This is a genomic window from Pseudothioclava arenosa, from assembly GCF_002358085.1.
GTDB lineage: Bacteria > Pseudomonadota > Alphaproteobacteria > Rhodobacterales > Rhodobacteraceae > Pseudothioclava > Pseudothioclava arenosa.
In genome coordinates, this window is sequence record NZ_NTJD01000003.1 from 223,740 (window position 1) to 243,743 (window position 20,004).

Consider the following 20,004-nt stretch of genomic DNA (forward strand, 5'->3'; position numbering starts at 1 on the left):
GCCCATGTTCCGCCTCACGCAATACATGCGCGAACTGATCCATCCGACGCCGGTGCGCCGCCGCGAAGGCCCGGTGAAGCCGGTGGTGATCTGGAACCTCACGCGGCGTTGCAACCTCAAGTGCCGCCATTGCTACACCACCTCGGCGGATGTGCATTTTCCGGGCGAACTGAGCCATGAGCAGGCGATGGGGGTGCTTGACGACCTGAAGGCCTTCGGCATTCCCGCGCTGATCCTGTCCGGCGGCGAGCCGCTGTCGCGTTTCGATTTCTTTGAGCTGGCCGAGCGCGCCAAGGAACTGAACTTCCGCCATCTTTCGCTGTCCACCAACGGTACGCTGATTGATGCCTCGAACGCGCAGCGCATCGCCGATCTGGGGTTTGACTACGTCGGTATCTCTCTCGACGGGATCGGCAAGACCAACGACTGGTTCCGCGGCCTCGACGGCGCCTATGACGCGGCGCTGACCGGCGTGCGCGAGCTGCTGAAACGCGACGTGAAGGTGGGGCTGCGCTTTACCATCACCGAGGATAACGCCCACCATCTGCCCGAAATGATGGACCTGTGCGACCGCGAGGGCGTCGACAAGTTCTATCTTTCGCATCTGGTCTATGCGGGGCGCGGCGACAAGCATCGCGGCGACGATACCGAACACAAACGCACCCGCGAGGCGATGGACGAACTGCTCGACCGCGCCTGGGTCGCCGTGGCCGAGGATATGCCGCTGGAAATCGTCACCGGCAATAACGACGCCGACGCGGTCTATTTCCTGCGCTGGGTGGAAAAGAACTTCCCCGAGAAGGCCGATCATATCCGCGCCCATCTCGAAGCCTGGGGCGGCAACAGCTCGGGGCTGGGCGTGGCCAATATCGACACGCTCGGCAAGGTGCATCCCGATACCTACTGGTCGGATTACACCGTGGGTTCGGTCAAGACGACGCCCTTCTCGCAGCTCTGGACGGGCGAAGACCCGATGCTGGCCACGCTGCGCCAGCGTCCGCGCCCGCTCAAGGGCCGCTGCGGCGCCTGCGCCTATAAATCGGTCTGCGGCGGCAACACCCGTATCCGCGCCCTGCAACTGACGGGCGACCCCTGGGCCGAGGATCCGGCCTGCTATCTCGGCGCGTCCGAAATCGGCATCGAGGCCGAGGCCGAGCGCGTCGCCCTCACCCCCTTCCGTGGAAAGAGCCATGACCCCGAACACCGTTTCTTCTGACCGCCCCGCCGTTTCGATGCGCCAGAAGCAACCCCGCTTTCATCGAGCTGCAAATACTCCCGCCGGAGGCTTCCTCGGCATGGTGCTTGCGGCCACGATGGGGCTTGGAGCGCCCGCCGCGGCCGAGCCCGATGCCAAGGCGCTCTTTGCCGAGCATTGCGCCGAATGCCACGCCGAGAACCGCCTTGGCGGCGTCGGCCCCGCGCTGATCCCCGAGACGCTCGGGCGGATGTGGGGGCCCAAGCTCGAAGCGGTGATCGCAGACGGTCGTCCGGCCACGCAGATGCCCGCCTTCGCGGAAACCCTCGCCACCGATCAGATCGCCGCCATTGCGCGCTATCTCGAAGAACCGCTGCCCGAAACCCCGCGCTGGAGCGTCGAGGATGCGATGGCCACGCGCGAATTGTCGGCCGAGTACAAGCCCGCCGATGCCCCCGTCTTCACCGCCGACCCGATGAACATCACGCTGGTGGTGGAAACCGGCGACCACCATGTCTCGGTGCTTGATGGCGACACGTTCGAGGTGCTCAACCGCTTTCCGACGCCTTTCGCCGTGCATGGCGGGCCGAAATTCTCGCCCGACGGGCGCTATGTCTTCGTGATGAGCCGCGACGGTTGGGTGCAGAAATACGATATCTGGTCGCTGCAGATCGTCGGGCAGGTGCGCGCGGGCCTGAACAGCCGCAACATCGCCATGTCGGGCGATGGCAAATGGCTGGCGGTCGCGAATTACCTGCCGCAGACGCTGACCATCCTCTCGACCGAGGATCTGAGCGTGCAGAAGGTGATCGACGTCACCGGGCCCGATGGCACGCCGTCGCGCGTCTCGGCGGTCTATCAGGCGCCGCCGCGCGAAAGCTTCGTGCTGGCGCTCAAGGATGTGCCGCAGGTCTGGGAGGTGTTCTACGGCGCCAACCCGCCGCAGATGGGCTTTGCCCATGACTACCGGATGGAGCCGCCGGTCAAGCCTGAGCCCTTCCCGGTGCGCAAGATCACCGTCTCCGATATCATGGACGATTTCTTTTTCGACCTCGATTACGAGCACCTGATCGGCGCCTCGCGCGATGGCGAGCATGGCATCGTGCTCGACATGGTGATCGGGCAGGAGGTGGCCAATCTCGACCTGCCGGGCATGCCGCATCTGGGCTCCGGGATCACCTGGCCCTGGCATGACACCACGGTGATGGCGACGCCGCATCTCAAGGGCAACACGATCTCGGTGATCGACATGGAAAGCTGGAAGACGGTCAAGGAAATCGAGACCCTCGGCCCGGGCTTCTTCATGCGCTCGCATTCGACCTCGCCCTATGTCTGGGCGGATGTGTTCTTTGGCCCGAACAAGGACAAGATGCATATCATCGACAAGGAGAGCCTCGAGATCGTGAAAACGCTCGATCCGGCGCCGGGTAAGGTGGTGGCGCATGTCGAGTTCACCAAGGATGGCGAGGAGGCGCTGGTCTCGATCTGGGAGGATGACGGCGCGGTCATCGTCTATGACGCCAAGACGCTCGAAGAGATCAAGCGGCTGCCGATGCGCAAGCCCTCGGGGAAATACAATGTCTGGAACAAGATCAGCTTCGAAGCCGGCACCAGCCACTGAGGCCGGGGCTGAGGGCAGAAAAGGGCAGGGGCCGCGGATTTCGCGGCTCGCGCTCCTGCTTTACCCGTTCGCGGCGGGGGCGGTGGCGATCAACCTGTTCATGCTGGGGCTGATGTGGCAATTCATCGGCCTGCCCGCGATCCCGCCGATGACGGCGCTGTACTGGTCGATCCCGCTGGGCGTGCCCGCGACCTTCCTCTTTGCGCGCTGGGTCAAGGGGCTGATCGACGAGGCCGAGGGCCGCAAGCGATAGGCCCGCGCCGCGTTCAGTCGCGCGCGGCGACCTTGCCGCCATCCTCGACGCGGTTGCCCGGATAGGCCACCACCACATCGCCCGCGGAAAGCCCTTCGGTGATCTGGGCCGTCGCGCTGTTGCGCTGGCCTACCTCAACGGGGGTCAGAACGGCGCGTCCCTCGATCACGCGAAACACCGCCCAGTCCGCGCCTTCGCGAAACAGAGCGGATTGCGGGATTTGCAGCACGTCCTCCGCCTCCCAGACGGTGATCTTTGCATAGACGCGGAACTGGTCGCCCAGGCCCGCAGCGGCGCCGTTCGGTTCATCCAGATCCAGTTTCAGCCGCACGCGCTGCTCGTCGATGCCAAGCGCCGAGGTGCGGGTGAAGGCCGCGGGCTCGATCCGGCGCAACGTCGCGGCCAGAGGCGCACCGCCCCAGCGCTCGATCGTGGCGCTTGCGCCCTGTGCAAGCTTGACGGCATCGGCCGAGAGCAGGTCGACCTCAATCTCGAGGTCCTTCAGATCGCCCAGCCGCATCAGCTCTTCGCCCGCCCCGACAAGGCGCGCGGATTCGTCCGCGATCGTCAGCACCGTGCCCGAGATCGGCGCGGCGAGGCGCACACAGCAATCGCCCGTGGCCGCGCTGACCGCCTCGGGCGACAAGAGCTGCGCCTGCGCCTTGGCGAGCGTGGCATGGGCGAGGTCGAGATCGGCGCGGGCGGCGGCGCGGGTCGCCTCGGCGGTGTCGAGCGTCTGCGCCGAGGCCTCGAGCGCGCGCGACGACAGCGTGCCGCGCGACGCAAGCTCGGTGTTGCGCACATGGTCCGAGCGGGCGAAGGCAAGGCTTGCCTCGGCCCGCGCGAGATTGGCGCCCGCGGCCTGCACGGCGGCTTCGGCTTCGGTCACGGCCGCCTCGGCCTGCGCGCGCGAGCGGGCATCCAGAAGGGCAGGTTCGGCGGGCCGGATCTCGGCCAGGACCGAGTTGCCGCGCTCGACCGCATCGCCCACCTCGACGCTCACCCGCGACAGCGTGCCCGCGATCGGGGCGGTGACAAGATAAGGATCGCGCACGCGGGTAACGCCCTCGGCCTCGACGGTGATCCGCATCGGCGCGCGCGAGGCGGTGGCCAGATCGACCAGCACCGGCTCGGGGCGGAAGGCCCAGGCCGCCAGACCGCCGATGGCCAGCAGCGTCAGCGCGGGAAGGGCAAGGCGTTTCAGATCCATCTCGGTTCCTTTCAGTCACGCGCCTTGAGCGCCTGAACGATGTCGATGCGGTCCAGCCGACGGCGCACCGCCAGCGTCGAGACCAGCGCCGCCGCCAGCGCGATCAGCGAGGCGGTGGCATAGGTGGCGCGCTCGATCACGAGGGGCAGCGCCACGAGGTCGGTGGTGAAGGCCTGTGTCATCAGCGCGGCAAAGCCGTAGCCCGCGATCCAGCCCAGCGGGATCGCCGCCAGCGTCAGCGCCGCGGTCTCGCCTATCAGCACCATGCCGACCTCGGAGCGATGAAAGCCCAGAACGCGCAGCGAGGCCAGCTCATGCGCGCGCTCCGACAGCCGGATGCGCGCGGCATTATAGACCACGCCGACCGTGATCAGAACGCCCAGCGTGGTGTAGACGATCACCGAGATCAGCACGTTTTCCCCGATCGTCGCTTCGAACTGTTCACGCACCGCGTCCCAGGCGGTCAGCCCGGCGATCTCGGGGCGGCGCTTGGCCTCGGCGTAAAGCGCGGGCAGGGCGGGCGCGTCGACCAAGAGGTCGATCCGGTTCACCTGCGGCACCTGCCGCATCAGCGCAAACAACGCAGGCCGCGCCATATAGGCCTCCTGGCCGATGGTCTGGCGGATGGTGGCGGCGAGCGGCAGCTCCCATGTCTCGCGGGGCGGGGCGAGCGCCTCGACGCGCAGCCTGTCACCGGTGCGCAGCCCGAGCTTGTCGGCCAGCCCCTCGGGCAGCACCAGCCCCGCGTCGGGCAGGGCGACGGCGCGGCCTTCGTCGTCGATCAGCCGCGAGAGGGTCGCGCCTTCGGAAAAGGCGGTGATCGAGGTCAGCTCTTCGCGGGGCCCGACGACAAGGCGCACCGGCAAGGAAAAACTGCCCTCCGCCACCAGCACGCCGGGCAGATGCACGGCATCAAGCAGCGCGCGATCGGTCTGCGCCTGGCTCAGCGTCAGCGTCACGTTCTGGCGGTTGGCCTGATAGAAGACCTCGTCGGTCATCAGCGCCATCGCGTCCGACAGGAAGAACGAGGCGATCAGCACCGAGACCGAGGCCGAGACGCCGAACAGCGTGATCGCCGCGCGGCCGGGCCAGCGGGTGATGCCGCGCAGGATCATCATCGTGGTCTGGCGCAGGCGCAGCGCCGTGCCCAGCCCATCCACGAGCCCGCGGCGGAAGCTGGGCGGCGCGGGCGGCAGCATCGCGATCGCGGGCGAAAGCCTGACGCTCGCGCCGACGGCCCGCCAGGCCCCCGCCAGCACGGTCAGCGCCGCCAGCGCCGCCGAAAGTGCGAAGGGCCAGCTCGAGGGGTTGTAGATCAGCACCGGCAGGCGGAAGAACTCGGCATACATGCGCGTCATGCCAAGGCTCAGCCGCGCGCCCGCGCCCCAGCCGATAAGCGTGCCGATCAGCCCGATGCCGAGGCTCAGCTTCAGGTAATGCGCGGTGATCGCGGCGGTGGTGTAGCCCACCGCCTTCAGGAGCCCGATCTGCTGGCGCTCCAGCGCGATCAGCCGCGACAGCACCATGTTCACGAGGAAGGCCGAGACGGCGAGGAAGATCGGCGGCAGCACCAGCGCCATCGTGCCGAGCTGGTCGATCTCGGAGGCGAGGAAGGCATGGCTGATCTGGCCGTCGCGGTCATGCGCCCCCGCGCCGCCGAACCGCGCGAGCCGGTCGTCGAGCGCGTCGATCACCGCCTGCGCATTGGCCCCGCGCGTCAGCCCCACCATCAGCGCATTGAACGCGCCCTGCATGTCGGCTGCGCCCGCCAGCGCCTCTTCGCCCATCCAGATCACGCCATAGCGGCGGTCGTCGGGCATCATCTGGCCCGGCCCGATCGTATAGACGAACTCGGGCGATAGCACATGGCCGGTGACCAGAAGGCTGCGCCGGGTGCCCCGGATCACCGCCTCGATCTGCGCGCCGGGCATCAGCTCATGCGCCTCGGCGAAGGGGGCGTAAAGCGCCACCTCGTCGGGATGCAGCGCCGAGGGCAGCCGCCCCGTCACCAGAAGCGGCAGGTTCAGCGCGGGCTCGCCCGAGGCTGGCAGCGAGAGGACCCGCGCCGAGACCGGCTCGTCCATTTCGGGCAGGCCGATCAGCGCCGCCGCCTCGACCCGCGCGGTCAGGCTTGCCACCCCCTCGATCTCGGCCAGCTCGGGCAGGAGCGTCCGGGGCGCGCGCGTCAGCGTGGCGAAGACATCGGCAAAGCGCTGGCGCTCGTAATAGGTGTCGCGCGATTGCGCGAGCGAGCTTTGCAGCCCTTCGCCCAGCACCAGCACCATCACCCCGCAGGCCAGCACCGCGGCAATCGCCAGCACCTGCGCCCAGAGCCTGCGCAGGTCGCGGATCAGCTTGCGGTCAAGCACGCTTACCATGTGACCTCCGCAGGCAGGATCGGGGCCTCGTTGACCTCTTCGCGCGCGACCAGCCCGTCGGAGATATGGATCACCCGGTCGGCGATGCGGCGGATGCCGACGTTATGGGTGATGATCGCGGTGGCGGTGCCCAGCTCGCGGTTGACCTGATGCAGCGCCTCCAGCACCTGCACGCCGGTGGTGCTGTCGAGCGCGCCGGTGGGCTCGTCGCACAGCAGCAATTCCGGGCGCTTGGCGATGGCGCGGGCGATGGCCACGCGCTGTTGCTCGCCACCCGAAAGCTCAGCGGGGAAATGGTCGAGCCGATGGCCCAGGCCCACCCGTTCCAGCGCCTCTTCAGGGCGCATGGGGGCGCGCGAAATCTCGGTCACCAGCGCCACGTTTTCACGCGCGGTCAGCGCGGGCATCAGGTTGTAGAACTGAAAGACGAAGCCGACATGCTCGCGGCGGAACTGCGTCAGTGCGCGTTCCGAGGCATGGGTCAAGTCATGCTCGCGAAACTGCACCGTGCCCGAGCTTGGCCGGTCGAGCGCGCCAAGGATGTTCAAAAGCGTCGATTTCCCCGAGCCCGACGCGCCCAGAAGCACGACCATCTCGCCCTCGTGAAGCTCGACGCTGACGCCGCGCAGCGCCTGCACCTCGACGGAACCGGTGCGATAGATGCGCGTCACATCCTTCGCGACAAGCACGGGGGCGCTGGACAATGAGCGGGCGGGCGGAGCCATGGCGAAGCCTTGATCGTCTCGGTCGCGGACATCCTAACGCGGCGGCGGCGAAACGCCATGATCTTGCGCAAGCCGCGCCGCTGTAGGATGGTCGCGCGACGGAGGTGCGCGATGCCGATCAAGAACCGACTGGCCGAATGGCTGCCCGAGATCACCGCCTGGCGGCATGATTTCCATGCTCATCCCGAGCTGCTCTACGAGGTGCATCGCACCGCCGCGCGGGTGGCGGAGCTGTTGCGCGGCTTTGGTTGCGACGAGGTGGTCGAGGGCATCGGGCGCACCGGCGTTGTCGGCGTGATCCGCGGGCAAGGGGGCGGCGCGGGCCGCGTCGTGGGGCTGCGCGCCGATATGGATGCGCTGCCGATCGAGGAGGCGACCAATCTGCCCTATCGCTCGACCGTGACCGGCATGATGCATGCCTGCGGCCATGACGGGCACAGCTCGATGCTGCTGGCGGCGGCGCGCTATCTGGCCGAGACGCGGGCTTTCGATGGCACTGTCGTGGTGATCTTCCAGCCCGCCGAAGAGGGCGGCGCGGGCGCGCGCGAGATGCTGCGCGACGGGCTGATGGAGCGCTTCGGCATCGACGAGGTCTATGCGCTGCACAACATGCCGGGGATCCCGGTGGGGCAATTCGCGATCCGCCCCGGCGCGATCATGGCGGCGGCGGACCAGTTCGACATCGTGATCGAGGGCAAGGGCGGGCATGCCGCGATGCCGCAGCTTTGCGTCGATCCGGTGGTGGCCGCGTCGCATGTGATCCTGGCGCTGCAATCCATCGCGAGCCGCGTGGTCGACCCGCTGGCGCAGGTGGTGGTCTCGGTCTGCACGGTAAAAACCTCGTCCGAGGCGCATAACGTGATCCCGGCGCGGGTGAGCCTGCGCGGCACGGTGCGCACGATGGATACCGGCGTGCAGGACGCGATCGAGGCGCGGCTGGTGCAGATTGTCGAGACCACGGCGCTCGCACATGGCTGCCGGGCCGAGGTGGACTATCGCCGCGGCTATCCGGTGACGATGAACGACCCGGTGGCGACCGAGGCGGCGGTGGCGGTGGCCGAAGCGATATCGGGCGCGCCGGTGCCGTGCGACACCGCGCCCCTGATGGGGGCCGAGGATTTCAGCTTCATGCTGAACGAGCGCCCCGGCGCCTACATGTTCCTTGGAAATGGCGATACGGCGGCGCTGCATCACCCCGCCTATGTCTTCGACGATCAGGCGCTTCCCTATGGCGCGAGCTGGCTGATCGGCATGGCCGAGGCGCGGCTGGCGCGCTGATCGGCGCAAGGGAAAAGCCCGGCCGCAAGCGGGCCGGGCAGGCTGGGAGCATCTTGTGCGAAGCGCCCGGAGGAAACCTAGCGCATCACCATCACGGCGCAGGGCGCATGGCGCACCACGCGCGAGGCGGTCGAGCCGATCAGGTAGTCGCCGATGCCCGGACGGTGCGAGGCGATAACGACGCAATCGGCACCGGCTTCACGGGCATATTCGATGATCTCATGGGCGGCCTGCCCCTGACGGATCACCGCGACGCCGTTCTCGAACTCGTTGGCCGAGCGTTCGAGATTGGCCGCGATCGCGCGTTTCAGCTCGGCGTGATAGCCCTCGGGCATGTAGCTCATGGCGAAGCCCGGCACCTCGTCCATCACATGGAGCACGGTCACGCGTGCACCGGGCGCCGACAGCGCCCGCGCGACATTGAGCGCGGCATCGGGGTTGTGTTCGTCATCGAGGGCAAGCGGGACGATAATATTGGAATACATCGCGGAACTCCTTTTCTTACCTGATTCATCGCGCCAATTCGCAGCCTGCGCCTTGATGCAAGTCAGGTTGGTTGATGGTTGAGCCGTTTCAGCAAGGCGGCCTGCGCGACCAGTGCGCCGATCAGCAGGACGGGCGTCAGAAGCGGATCGAAAAAGGCCTGCGAAAAGGCCTCGCCCGGCAGCCAGTAGGCATTGAAATCCGCGGCAAAGCCCATGGTCAACCGGTCGGCCGCCCAATACCACCCGCCCGTCAGCACCAGAAGCGTGATCGCCCGGATCGGCCAGGGCCCGGACAGCGCCGACAGCACCACCATCGGCAGCGCCAGCGGCCAGCTTGCCCGCAGCGCCTCAAGGGCGAAAAGCACGGGCGTGTAGATCAGCGTCGGGCTACCTGCGCGGGGCTGGCCCAGCAGCCCGGCGGCAAAGCCCAGCCGCATGTGCAGCCAGAGGCTGGCCGCCACGATCAGCGCCGAGGCAATCCCGCCCAGAAGCGCCTTGATCAGCCGGGCCGGGGTCATCCGCATCGGCGCTCAGCCCCCGGTGTGGCTCATGTGGCGGCTCATCTGGCCGGCCACGCCCTGACGCGAATAGTCGAAGTCATGGCCCTTCGGCTTGCGCGAGATCGCGCCGCGGATCGCTGCGATCAGGGCGCTGTCATCGCTGGGATGGGCGCGCAGCGGCGCGCGCAGGTCGGCGTTGTCTTCTTGCCCGAGGCACATGAACAGCTCGCCCGTGCAGGTCACCCGCACGCGGTTGCAGCTTTCGCAGAAATTATGCGTGAGCGGCGTGATGAAGCCGATCCGCTGCCCGGTTTCCTCAAGGCGGAAATAGCGCGCCGGGCCGCCGGTGGTCTCGTCGGTCTCGGTCAGGGTGAAGCGCTCGGCCAGCCGTGCGCGCAGCTCGGAAAGTGGCCAGTATTGATCCAGCCGCAGCTCTTCGCCCATGTCGCCCATCGGCATGACCTCGATGAAGGTCAGGTCGTGACCCTCGCCGCCGCACCAGTCGATCAGCGAAAAGAGTTCATCCTCGTTAAAACCCTTCAGCGCGACCGCGTTGATCTTGACGCGCAGCCCTGCGCGTTTCGCCGCCGCGATGCCTTCAAGCACCTGATCGAGCCGCCCCCAGCGGGTAATCTCGGCGAATTTCTCGGGCACCAGCGTGTCGAGCGAGACATTCACGCGCTTCATCCCCAACGCGGCGAGATCCGGCGCAAACCGCGCCAGCTGCGAGCCGTTGGTGGTCAGCGTCAGCTCGCGCAGCGCGCCGCTGTCGAGATGGCGCGACATGCGTTGAAAGAACGTCATGATGTCGCGCCGCACGAGGGGCTCACCGCCGGTGATGCGCAGCTTCTGCACGCCCAGCCCGACAAAGGCCGAACACAGCCGGTCGAGTTCCTCGAGGCTCAGCAATTCCTTTTTCGGCAGGAACTGCATGTGCTCGGCCATGCAATAGGTGCAGCGGAAATCGCAGCGGTCCGTCACCGAAACCCGAAGGTAGGTGATCGGTCGGGCGAAAGGGTCGATGAGCGGCGCGTCTGTCATGGGGTGGCAAGGTAGGGCGCGGCCGGGGCGGGGGCAAGAGGGCGCGGGTGTCGCAGGCGATTGAAGCGCGCGGAGGCTGCGGCTAGGCTGGCCGCAAAACAGGAGGCGGCAATGCGGATCATCTGGCAGGCAGGACTGGGACTGGGCCTCATCGCGCTGGCGGGCTGCGCGGAGCTTGGGCTGGTCGCGAAACCCGAGGCCGTGGCGCCCGCAGTGGCAACGCCCGCCCCGGCTGAGGGTGCGAATACGGCCGAGGCGCTCGATACCACCACCGAGGCCGAGCGCGCCGCGGCGCTTGCCGAACCCGAGCCCGCCGCCGAGACCGAGCTTGGCCGCACCATCGCGAGCCTCGGCGATCCGACCGATCCGGGGTTCTGGATCAAGACGCCTTTGGTCTCTGCCCCCGCGAAGGGTCGTGCCGAGGCGGCCAATGGGCGCTCGGTTCTGGTCGATCTGATCCCGCTCGATGGCGGGGCCGGGGGCAGCCAGATTTCGTTGCCCGCCCTGCGGCTGCTGGAATTGCCGCTGACCGACCTGCCCGAACTGACGCTCTATCGCTTGTGAGGCCCGGATGCTGCGTGAGATCGAGATCCCGCCGCTTTGGCTTGCGCTCTGTGCGGCGCTCGGCTGGGGGGCGTCACGGCTGTGGCAGGTGCCGGTGCCGGGCGGGCAGGCGATCGGGCTGGTGCTGATCTTGCTGGGATGCCTGCTGATGGGGCTGGCCGCGGCGCAGATGCTGCTGGCGCATACCACGGTGATCCCGCGCCGCGATCCCAATGCGCTGGTCACCTCGGGGGCCTTCGCGCTGTCGCGCAACCCGATCTATGTCGCGGATGCGCTGATCCTCGCGGGGCTGCTGCTGTGGTGGCAGATTCTGTGGATGATGTGGCTCGTTCCGGCTTTCATGCTGGTGATAACGTTGCGTTTCATTCGCGGCGAGGAAGCCCGGCTCCGGGCCGGTTTCGGCGCCGAATACGAGAGTTATTGCGCTAACACCCGGCGCTGGATCTAGCGCGCGCAGAAAAATCTTGCTGCATTTGCAAAAGACTTTGCTGGTTTTGGGCGGGAAAACCCCCGGCAATGTCAGGATAAGTCCATGAAAAACATTGGACAATTTAGGGTTTTGCACAGTTTGCAAAGGTATACGATTGCATACCGTTTGGGATGCGACCTTTTAACAAGGTTTCAGAACGCATCGGTGCTTGTGAAACTTTATTGCGCGATGTTATTGAAGCTTTCGCTAATATGGCCCCGACGGGAGAGTTCTGTCCGGAACGGGGTATGAGAAGGGGGAATGGAACGTGAAAATCGGCGCTCCTAAGGAGATTTTCGAGGGCGAGGCGCGTGTCGCCATGACGCCCGACTCGGCGCTGCAGCTGCAGAAACTGGGTCATGAATGCTATATCGAATCCGGCGCGGGTCATCTCGCGGGGCTTGACGACAGCGCCTATGAAAAGGCGGGCGTGACGGTGATCAAGACCGCTGCCGCGCTGTTCAAGGAGGTGGATTTCGTCGTCAAGGTCCGTCCGCCGACCGACACCGAGCTGAAGCGTCTGAAGGAAGGCCAGACGCTGATCTCGTTCTTCTACCCGGCGCAGAACACCGAGCTGCTGGAGCAGGCTAAGGCCACCGGCGCGAGCGTCATCGCGATGGATATGGTGCCGCGGATCTCGCGTGCGCAGAAGATGGACGCGCTGTCGTCGATGGCGAACATCGCGGGCTACCGCGCGGTGATCGAGGCGGGCAACAACTTCGGCCGCTTCTTCACCGGTCAGGTGACGGCTGCGGGCAAGGTGCCGCCGGCCAAGGTGCTGGTTGTGGGCGCGGGCGTGGCCGGTCTGGCCGCGATCGGGGCTTCGACCTCGCTCGGCGCGATCACCTACGCGTTCGACGTGCGTCCCGAAGTGGCCGAACAGATTGAATCGATGGGCGCCGAGTTCGTCTATCTCGACTTCGCCGAAGAGCAGACCGATGGCGCCGCCACCGGTGGCTATGCCGCGCCCTCGAGCCCGGAATTCCGCGAAGCGCAGCTCAAGAAGTTCCGCGAACTGGCCCCCGAGGTCGATATCGTCATCACCACCGCCCTGATCCCCGGCCGCGACGCGCCGATCCTGTGGACCAAGGACATGGTCGAGGCGATGAAGCCCGGCTCGGTCATCGTGGACCTTGCCGCCGAGCGTGGCGGCAACTGCGAACTGACCAAGATGGACGAGAAAGTCGTGACCGCGAACCGCGTCACGATCATCGGCTACACCGACTTCCCGTCGCGCATGGCGGCGCAGTCGAGCCAGCTCTATTCGACCAACATCCGCCACATGATGCACGACCTCACGCCGGGCAAGGACGGCGTCGTCAACCACAACATGGAAGACGACGTGATCCGTGGCGCGACCGTGGCCCATCACGGCGAGATCACCTTCCCGCCGCCGCCGCCCAAGATCAAGGCGATCGCGGCGCAGAAGCCGAAGGAAAAGGCCAAGGAGCTGACGCCCGAAGAGATCAAGGCGCGCGACCGCGCCGCCTTCCAGAAGCAGACCCGCAATCAGGTCGCGCTGCTGGGGATCGGGGGCGCATTGCTGCTGGGTGTGGGGCTTGTCGCGCCAGCCAGCTTCATGGCGCACTTCATCGTCTTCGTGCTGTCGTGCTTCGTCGGCTTCCAGGTGATCTGGAACGTCTCGCACTCGCTGCACACGCCGCTGATGGCGGTGACCAACGCGATCTCGTCGATCATCATCCTCGGCGCGCTGCTGCAGATCGGCTCGGGCTCGTGGCTCGTGATCGCGCTGGCGGGGCTGTCGGTCTTCATGGCCGGCATCAACATCTTCGGTGGCTTCATGGTCACCCGGCGCATGCTTGCCATGTTCCAGAAGTCGTAAGAAAGGAAGAGGATCATGGAAATCGGTTTCACCACCGCCGCTTACGTTGTCGCGGCCGTCCTCTTCATCCTGTCGCTCGGCGGTCTGTCGGGGCAGGAAAGCGCCAAGCGCGCCGTCTGGTATGGCATTGTCGGCATGGGGCTGGCTGTGGCCGCGACCCTGCTGGGGCCGGGCTCGGGCCTGTGGATCCTGTCGGCGCTGCTGATCGCCGCGGGTGGCATCATCGGCTGGATCGTCGCCAAGAAGGTCCAGATGACCGAGATGCCGCAGCTGGTTGCCGCGATGCACTCGCTCGTCGGTCTGGCGGCCGTGTTCGTGGGCTACAACGCCTATATCGAGATGGCCCGCGTGGGCGCGATGACCGAAGAGGCGCGCCATGCGCTGACCGGCTTTGCGGCGCTGATCGCGCATAAATCGCCGATCGAGCTGTCGATCCTGCGGGTCGAGCTGTTCCTTGGCGTGTTCATCGGTGCGGTGACCTTCACCGGCTCGGTGATCGCCTATGGCAAGCTGGCGGGCAAGGTCACCTCGAAGGCGATCAAGCTGCCGGGCGGCCATGCGCTGAACGCGGGCGCCGCTCTTGGCTCGCTGGCGATGCTGGTGCTGTTCATGAACGGGGCCGGCGCCTGGACGCTGATCGTGATGACGCTCCTGGCGTTCTTCATCGGCTACCACCTGATCATGGGCATCGGCGGCGCCGATATGCCGGTCGTGGTGTCGATGCTGAACAGCTACTCGGGCTGGGCCGCGGCGGCGATCGGCTTCTCGCTGGGCAACGACCTCTTGATCGTGGTCGGCGCGCTGGTCGGCTCGTCGGGCGCGATCCTCAGCTACATCATGTGCAAGGCGATGAACCGCTCGTTCATCTCGGTGATCCTCGGCGGCTTCGGCGGCACGACGGGCCCGGCGATGGAGGTCGAGGGCGAGCAGATCGCGATCGACGCGCAGGGCGTCGCCGATGCGCTGAACGAGGCCGACAGCATCATCATCATCCCGGGCTACGGCATGGCGGTGGCGCAGGCGCAGAACGCGGTGTCGGAGCTGACCTCGATGCTGCGCGGGCGCGGCAAGAACGTGCGCTTCGCCATCCACCCGGTGGCGGGCCGCCTGCCGGGCCACATGAACGTGCTTCTGGCCGAGGCCAAGGTGCCCTACGACATCGTTCTGGAAATGGACGAGATCAACGACGACTTCCCGGAAACGGACGTCGCCATCGTGATCGGGTCGAACGACATCGTGAACCCGGCCGCGCAGGACGATCCGAACTCGCCGATCGCCGGCATGCCGGTGCTGGAGTGCTGGAAAGCCAAGCAGGTCTTCGTGTCGAAGCGCGGCCAGGGCACCGGCTACTCGGGCATCGAGAACCCGCTGTTCTTCAAGGAAAACACGCGCATGTTCTACGGCGATGCGCGCAAGTCCATGGACGAACTGCTGCACCTGATCCGTACCTGACGGGTCGCGAAACAAGCGAAAGCCCCGGTCCTAGTGCCGGGGCTTTTGCGTTGCAGATCGGGCACGCTTGGCGCGGTGCACCAATGTATGCCGATAAATGCCTGTTATTGCAGGGTTTCCTCGTGTAATTCACGCCTTCACGCTGGCTTTCGCCCCGGAGACGCGCATGGCCCCGAGTTTTGACCACCCGCAGCGCTACGCGCTGGTGAACGAGCTTCACGCCCGGCCCTATCCCAAGATGGGGGTGCCTTCGCATGTGGTTTACGCCGCCTTCAAGGACCCGCGCGATGCCGCCAACCGCGACCGCGCGCGCGACTTTGCACATCTGACCGACCTGCTGACGCGCCACGGTGCGCCGAACCTGCCGACCGAAGGTGCCAGCCATTTCACCGGCCAGATCGGGCGGCACGCGCTGAAATGGGAAAGCCACACCGAATTCGTGACCTATCTGGCCCATGCGCCGGGGATCTCGACGCGCGCCTTTGACCCGGCCGAGGCCGATGTCTTTCCGGCCGATTGGCTGGAGGGCGCACCCGGCGGGCGGATCGCCGCGATCCATATCCGCATCGAGGAACTGCCCGAAGACCCCGAGGCAGTCGGGCCGATGCTCGATGACTGGTTCGTGCCCGAAAGCCTCGTCTGCACCTGGATTCTGGAAGGTGCGGCGGTGGTTGCGGGCGATTTCCGCCTCGATGCCGCCGGGCAGATGCGCTTTGCGCTGTTCGTGCGCAAGGGCACCGGGCAGGGGCGGGTCGGGCGTATCGTGCAGCGCGTCTGCGAACTGGAAACCTATCGCGCGATGTCGATGCTGGGCCTCGGGCGGGCGCGGGCATTGGCCAAGCGCCTGAACGAGCTGGAGCCGCGCCTGTCGGAGCTGGTCGAGGCGATGTCGCAGCCCCATCTCGACCCCGAGCGCACCTTGCACGAGCTTCTGCAGATCTCGGGCGAGCTGGAGACGCTGGCGGTGCAGCATAGCTTTCGCTTTGGGGCGACCGGCGCCTATGAGGCCATCCTGCGCGAGCGGGTCGAGGTGCTGCGCGAGCGGCGGTTCGAGGGGCGGCAGCTGCTTTCGGAATTCATTGCCCGCCGCTATGACCCGGCAGTGCGCACGGTGCATTCGGCCGAGGGACGGCTGCGCACGATGCTCGAACGGGCCGCGCGGACGGCAGAGCTTCTGCGCACCCGCGTCGATGTCGACCGTTCGGCGCAGAACCAGAAGTTGCTGGAAAGCATGGACCGGCGCTCGGACCTGCAGCTGCGATTGCAGCACACGGTCGAGGGGCTCTCGGTGGTGGCGATCAGCTATTACGCGGTCAGCCTTGTCGGCTACCTGATCTATCCGCTGGCCAAGCAGATCGGCGCCAGCAAGGAACTGGTGCTGGCGGGCGCGACCCCTCTGGTGATCTTTGGCGTCTGGCTGATGGTCCGGCAGATCCGCAAGGGGATGGGGCACTGAGGGGCTTGCGCGGAGGGCGCGTTTTACGCTTTCCTGCGGCTTTCTGAGGCCCTTTTATGCCCTATCATTATTCACCGCTCGACCAGAAGAATTCAGCCTGGTTTAACAACGACAACACCCGCCAGTCGCTGACAGGGATTGAGCTTGCCGGGGGGCGGATGCGCGGGCTGACACCCTTCACGCTTGAAATGCGCTATCCGATCACCGCGATTGCCGGCAATAACGGCACCGGCAAGACAACCTTGCTGGCGTTGGCAGCCTGTGCCTTCCATGCCCCGCGCAAGGGGTTCCGGCTGCCGGCGCGTAAAACAGCCTATTACACGTTCCGTGATTTCTTCGTGCAGGCCGAGGGTGAGCTTGGCCCCGAAGGAGTGGAAGTCTGGTATACGATCCGGCACGACAAGTGGCGGGGCGTGGCGCCGGGAGAGGCCAGACAGGTCCGCAAGAAAGCCAAAGGCGGCAAGTGGAATAATTACGACAGCCGCGTCAGCCGCACGGTTGTCTATTTCGGCGTGCAGCGCGTCGTGCCCTATTTCGAGCGCAGCGCGCATGTGTCCTATCGCGGGCGCTTTCAGCCTGCGGCCATGGCGCCCGAAATCCGCAGCCGCATCGCGCAGATTGCCGGGCGGATCATCGGCAAGACCTATGCCGAATTCGAAAGCTTCGAGCATGGAAAATACGCGCTGCCCAAGGTGAAGGTCGGGGCGCAGGGCTATTCCGGGTTCAACATGGGCGCAGGGGAAAGCGCGGTCTTCGAAATCCTGACGGCGCTTTTCGCGGCAGGGCCGGGATGCCTGCTGGTCATCGACGAGATTGAACTGGGACTGCACGAGCGCGCGCAGACGCGTTTGGTCGAAGAACTCAAACTGCTGTATGAAGAGCGTAAATGCCAGATCATCTGCACCACACATGCCCATGCTGTTCTGGCAGCATTGCCGCCCGAGGGGCGAGTGTTCGTGGATAACCCTGCGGGCCAGACGCGGCTTTACCCGGGGATTTCCGCAGATTGCGCCTGCGGCAAGATGGGCCGGGACGGTGCGCAGGAGTTGGATATCTTCGTTGAGGACGAGGTCGCGGCGGCAATCCTGCGCTCGGCCCTTGATGGCGAGTTGCGCGCGCGCAGCAGGATTCTCGAGATCGGCTCGCATGGCAGTCTGAAGCGGGTGATGGCCGCACGGTTCATGGAAGGCAAGAAGGATTGCCTGTGCGTGATGGACGGCGATCAGCGCGCCGGGCATGAGGCGGCGAAAGCGGCGGTCGCCAATCATTGCGACGGAAAATTCGGACAGAAACAGGCCGAAATCCGGGCTTGGGCTAACGTGCGGCTGACCTATTTGCCGGGGACTGGCTGGCCGGAGAAATGGCTGTTCGAACAGGCGCTGGCGCTTGATGAAGATATCGTTGTCGGTTGGAAGACCTCTCCGGCAACATGCTGGGGCATCGAGGAGAATGTGCTGGGTGAGATGTTCGAAACGGCCCTTGCCGCCGGGAAGCACAGCGAATTCCACGCGCTTGCGAAAAGGCTTGAGCTGCCCGAGGCGCAGGTGCGCAGCGATCTGATCGCTGCCCTGCGCGAAACCCTGCCGAAAGAATTCGAGGATCTCGCGGCAAGGGTTCGTGCGTGTCTTGCGTGATCTGGTAGGCCCGGCAGGACTTGAACCCGCAACCAAGGCGTTATGAGCGCCCTGCTCTAACCAATTGAGCTACAGGCCCACCATTGCCTTTCCCCTATCGACGGGGCAGGCGGGCGTCAAGAATCCGCGTGATCGCCCGCACATGCCGTTGCCCCGCGCGCCCCCATGGGGTAACGCTCTGCGCAACCAGAATCCCCATTTCCGGAGAGCTGCCATGAGCGAGAAGAAGAACGGTCTGACCTATGCCGATGCGGGCGTCGATATCGATGCGGGCAATGCGCTGGTCGAACGGATCAAGCCGGCGGCGAAACGCACCAAGCGCTCGGGCGTGATGTCTGGGCTGGGGGGGTTCGGCGCGCTCTTCGATCTCAAGGACGCAGGCTATAGCGACCCGATCCTGGTGGGGGCGACCGATGGCGTGGGCACCAAGCTCCGCATCGCGATCGACACCGGCAATGTCGACACGATCGGCATCGACCTCGTCGCGATGTGCGTGAACGACCTTGTGTGTCAAGGTGCCGAGCCCTTGTTCTTCCTCGACTATTTCGCGACCGGCAAGCTCGATGTCGATCAGGCCACGCGGATCATCAACGGCATCGCCGAGGGCTGCGCGCAATCGGGCTGCGCCCTGATCGGCGGCGAAACCGCCGAGATGCCCGGCATGTATCACAAGGGCGATTTCGACCTCGCGGGCTTTGCCGTGGGCGCGATGGAGCGCGGCACGGACCTGCCCGCTGGCGTGGTCGAAGGCGACGTGCTCTTGGGCCTTGCCTCGAACGGGGTTCATTCGAACGGCTACAGCTTCGTGCGCAAGGTGGTCGAGCTTTCGGGCCTCGGCTGGGACGCGGACTGCCCCTTCGCCGAAGGCTCTCTGGGCGCGGCGCTGCTGGCACCGACGCGGCTTTACGTCACCCAATGCCTCGCCGCAGTGCGCGCGGGCGGCGTGCATGCGCTCGCCCATATCACCGGCGGCGGCCTGACCGAGAACCTGCCGCGCGTCCTGCCCGAAGGCCTTGGCGCGACCATCGACCTCGCCAGCTGGCAATTGCCGCCGGTGTTCCGCTGGCTCGCGGAAACCGCCGACATGGCGGAAGGCGAGCTTCTGAAAACCTTCAACTCGGGCATCGGCATGATCGTCGTGGTCGCGGCCGATCGCGCCGATGAAATCGCGGCACTCCTGGCCGCCGAGGGCGAAACCGTGACCCGCATCGGCACGGTCACCGCGGGCGCGGGCGTGGCCTACACGGGCAAGCTCCTGTGAGCTTGCCGCGCGTCGCGATCCTGATCTCGGGCGGCGGGTCGAACATGCTCCGCCTCGTCGAGGACATGCAGGCGGGCGGCTATGCGACGCCCGTTCTGGTCGCCTCGAACGACCCGGGCGCGGGCGGGCTGGCCAAGGCCGCCGCCCTCGGCGTCGCGACGGCGGCGGTCGACCACAAGCTCTTCGGCAAGGACCGTGCCGCCTTCGAGGCCGAGCTGCTGAAGCCGATCCTTTCCGCCGAACCCGACGTGCTCTGCCTCGCGGGTTTCATGCGCGTGCTCACCCCCGAGTTCGTCACCCGTTTCGCGGGACGGATGCTCAACATCCACCCCTCGCTCCTGCCGAAATACCCGGGCCTGCACACTCACGCCCGCGCGCTTGAGGCGGACGACGCCGAGGCCGGCTGCACCGTCCACGAGGTCACCCCCGTGCTCGACGACGGTCCGATCCTCGGTCAGGGCCGCGTGCCCGTCCTCGCAGGCGACACGCCCGAGACGCTGGCCGCGCGCGTGCTCACCGTCGAGCACCGCCTCTACCCGGCCGTCCTGCGCCGCTACGTGGCGGGCGACCGCAGCCCCGTCCTGCTCTGATCCCCTTCATTTTGCCGAAAATATCCCCGCCGGAGGCTCCCCCGGCCGC

General features: G+C 66.4%; 18 protein-coding genes and 1 tRNA gene. 12 read left to right on the top strand and 7 right to left on the bottom strand.

Features of this window, described 5'->3' with window-relative positions; translation table 11 throughout:
• Window positions 1-4 precede the first annotated feature (4 nt).
• The 3 genes from nirJ to CLN94_RS14235 all read left to right on the top strand — a co-directional run bounded on the left by nirJ (window position 5) and on the right by CLN94_RS14235 (window position 3,069).
• Window positions 5-1,216, top strand: coding sequence for a heme d1 biosynthesis radical SAM protein NirJ (gene nirJ / locus CLN94_RS05380; RefSeq protein WP_096431924.1), 1,212 nt, complete (start codon window positions 5-7; stop codon window positions 1,214-1,216).
• A 79-nt stretch (window positions 1,217-1,295) separates the two neighbouring features.
• Window positions 1,296-2,816 carry a cytochrome D1 domain-containing protein gene (locus CLN94_RS05385; protein WP_096431926.1) on the top strand — a complete coding sequence of 507 codons (1,521 nt, stop codon included), beginning with the start codon at window positions 1,296-1,298 and terminating at the stop codon, window positions 2,814-2,816.
• An 82-nt stretch (window positions 2,817-2,898) separates the two neighbouring features.
• A complete protein-coding gene (locus CLN94_RS14235; RefSeq protein ID WP_342744527.1) occupies window positions 2,899-3,069 on the top strand; it encodes a hypothetical protein in 171 nt (56 codons plus the stop codon).
• A 13-nt stretch (window positions 3,070-3,082) separates the two neighbouring features.
• On the opposite strand, the gene CLN94_RS05395 is transcribed toward CLN94_RS14235, so the two are convergent.
• Genes CLN94_RS05395 through CLN94_RS05405 form a run of 3 tightly spaced genes read right to left on the bottom strand, consistent with a single transcriptional unit; the run spans window position 3,083 to window position 7,382 of the window.
• Window positions 3,083-4,279 carry an efflux RND transporter periplasmic adaptor subunit gene (locus CLN94_RS05395; RefSeq protein ID WP_096431928.1) on the bottom strand — a complete coding sequence of 399 codons (1,197 nt, stop codon included), beginning with the start codon at window positions 4,277-4,279 and terminating at the stop codon, window positions 3,083-3,085.
• 11 nt (window positions 4,280-4,290) lie between these two features.
• Entirely contained in the window at window positions 4,291-6,657 is a 2,367-nt protein-coding gene (locus tag CLN94_RS05400) for an ABC transporter permease (protein WP_096431930.1), read from the bottom strand.
• Entirely contained in the window at window positions 6,651-7,382 is a 732-nt protein-coding gene (locus CLN94_RS05405; protein ID WP_096431932.1) for an ABC transporter ATP-binding protein, read from the bottom strand. Before CLN94_RS05405 ends, CLN94_RS05400 begins: the two co-directional genes overlap by 7 nt.
• Before the next feature lie 111 nt (window positions 7,383-7,493).
• On the opposite strand from CLN94_RS05405, the gene CLN94_RS05410 reads away from it, so the two are divergent.
• Window positions 7,494-8,660 carry a M20 aminoacylase family protein gene (locus CLN94_RS05410; RefSeq protein WP_096431934.1) on the top strand — a complete coding sequence of 389 codons (1,167 nt, stop codon included), beginning with the start codon at window positions 7,494-7,496 and terminating at the stop codon, window positions 8,658-8,660.
• Window positions 8,661-8,737: 77 nt separating this feature from the next.
• Here CLN94_RS05410 and CLN94_RS05415 read toward each other — a convergent pair whose 3' ends face one another.
• The 3 genes from CLN94_RS05415 to moaA all read right to left on the bottom strand — a co-directional run bounded on the left by CLN94_RS05415 (window position 8,738) and on the right by moaA (window position 10,686).
• The gene (locus CLN94_RS05415; protein ID WP_096431936.1) at window positions 8,738-9,145 is read right to left on the bottom strand and encodes a universal stress protein; all 408 of its coding nucleotides are present in this window, start codon (window positions 9,143-9,145) and stop codon (window positions 8,738-8,740) included.
• Window positions 9,146-9,207: 62 nt separating this feature from the next.
• On the bottom strand, window positions 9,208-9,669 hold the full coding sequence (locus CLN94_RS05420; RefSeq protein ID WP_096431938.1) for a hypothetical protein: 462 nt from the start codon (window positions 9,667-9,669) through the stop codon (window positions 9,208-9,210).
• Window positions 9,670-9,675: 6 nt separating this feature from the next.
• Window positions 9,676-10,686 (bottom strand): GTP 3',8-cyclase MoaA, encoded by a 1,011-nt coding sequence (moaA, locus tag CLN94_RS05425; protein WP_096431940.1) that lies wholly within the window; start codon window positions 10,684-10,686, stop codon window positions 9,676-9,678.
• A gap of 111 nt (window positions 10,687-10,797) precedes the next feature.
• On the opposite strand from moaA, the gene CLN94_RS05430 reads away from it, so the two are divergent.
• The 6 genes from CLN94_RS05430 (at window position 10,798) to CLN94_RS05455 (ending at window position 18,104) form a co-directional block, all read left to right on the top strand.
• The gene (locus CLN94_RS05430) at window positions 10,798-11,250 is read left to right on the top strand and encodes a D-galactarate dehydratase (protein ID WP_096431942.1); all 453 of its coding nucleotides are present in this window, start codon (window positions 10,798-10,800) and stop codon (window positions 11,248-11,250) included.
• Window positions 11,251-11,257: 7 nt separating this feature from the next.
• A complete protein-coding gene (locus CLN94_RS05435; protein ID WP_245845108.1) occupies window positions 11,258-11,698 on the top strand; it encodes a methyltransferase family protein in 441 nt (146 codons plus the stop codon).
• Window positions 11,699-11,987: 289 nt separating this feature from the next.
• Window positions 11,988-13,562: a Re/Si-specific NAD(P)(+) transhydrogenase subunit alpha gene (locus CLN94_RS05440; RefSeq protein ID WP_096431944.1), complete on the top strand. Its 1,575-nt coding sequence runs from the start codon at window positions 11,988-11,990 to the stop codon at window positions 13,560-13,562.
• 15 nt (window positions 13,563-13,577) lie between these two features.
• The gene (locus CLN94_RS05445; RefSeq protein WP_096431946.1) at window positions 13,578-15,014 is read left to right on the top strand and encodes an NAD(P)(+) transhydrogenase (Re/Si-specific) subunit beta; all 1,437 of its coding nucleotides are present in this window, start codon (window positions 13,578-13,580) and stop codon (window positions 15,012-15,014) included.
• A gap of 166 nt (window positions 15,015-15,180) precedes the next feature.
• Complete coding sequence (locus CLN94_RS05450) at window positions 15,181-16,470, top strand: DUF3422 family protein (RefSeq protein ID WP_096431948.1); 1,290 nt, start codon at window positions 15,181-15,183, stop codon at window positions 16,468-16,470.
• Between the two features lie 56 nt (window positions 16,471-16,526).
• Window positions 16,527-18,104, top strand: coding sequence for an ATP-dependent nuclease (locus tag CLN94_RS05455; RefSeq protein ID WP_096431950.1), 1,578 nt, complete (start codon window positions 16,527-16,529; stop codon window positions 18,102-18,104).
• Window positions 18,105-18,106: 2 nt separating this feature from the next.
• Here CLN94_RS05455 and CLN94_RS05460 read toward each other — a convergent pair.
• A tRNA-Ile gene (locus CLN94_RS05460) sits at window positions 18,107-18,183 on the bottom strand.
• A 135-nt stretch (window positions 18,184-18,318) separates the two neighbouring features.
• Here CLN94_RS05460 and purM point away from each other — a divergent pair.
• Together purM and purN are read left to right on the top strand one after the other, a co-directional pair.
• Entirely contained in the window at window positions 18,319-19,365 is a 1,047-nt protein-coding gene (gene purM / locus CLN94_RS05465; protein WP_096431952.1) for a phosphoribosylformylglycinamidine cyclo-ligase, read from the top strand.
• 2 nt (window positions 19,366-19,367) lie between these two features.
• A complete protein-coding gene (gene purN, locus CLN94_RS05470; RefSeq protein ID WP_096431954.1) occupies window positions 19,368-19,955 on the top strand; it encodes a phosphoribosylglycinamide formyltransferase in 588 nt (195 codons plus the stop codon).
• The last annotated feature ends 49 nt before the right edge of the window (window positions 19,956-20,004 follow it).